A 571-nucleotide genomic window follows, 5' to 3' on the forward strand; every position below is an offset into this window, starting at 1 on the left:
TTGTGGTTGATATATTTGAAAAATCGCTGATAAAATGCGAGTTACAATCGATATATTCAGAAAACCGCCGATATAATTTCAGTTACGGAGGAATTTGCAATTAAAACAAAAGGATTATTTCCAAAATCGCAAAACATTCTGTCGAATATTGATAGATTATCATAGCGTAATAATGAAGGAATTCTAATGAGAGATATGGAAACTTAATAATTACATCTCCATATGACGTATCTACCATTTCCTCTTTCATATAAGCGATGATACAGTAGAGGTAGTACTTAGAGTAAAGGGGTAAAGTGTAGAATGGATTTTCAGACAATCAAAGAGTATTTTTCACCAGAAAATATGGATCATATTGTTGAAAGCTATAAAGCGTTCGGACCACTTCTTGGTATTGGTTTACCGATGATAGAAGCGTTGATTCCGGCATTGCCGCTCATCGTATTTGTACTGGCGAATGCTGTTGCATTTGGATTTTGGCTCGGTTTTCTTTATTCTTGGCTTGGATCAGTAATGGGCGCCTTACTTGTCTATTTCATTATCCGCCTTTTTGGCCGAAGTCGTTTCTTTT

The 571-nt window shown here is 35.7% G+C and carries 1 protein-coding gene; it reads left to right on the forward strand.

Translation table 11 applies throughout. The features are described from left to right. Positions 1 to 303 precede the first annotated feature (303 nt). Positions 304 to 571 (forward strand): TVP38/TMEM64 family protein (locus DN393_RS31135; protein ID WP_149174301.1); only part of this gene is annotated, 268 nt, incomplete at its 3' end.

The sequence above is a fragment of the Bacillus sp. BPN334 genome (genome assembly GCF_008368885.1).
Taxonomy (GTDB): Bacteria; Bacillota; Bacilli; order Bacillales; family Bacillaceae_G; genus Bacillus_A; species Bacillus_A wiedmannii.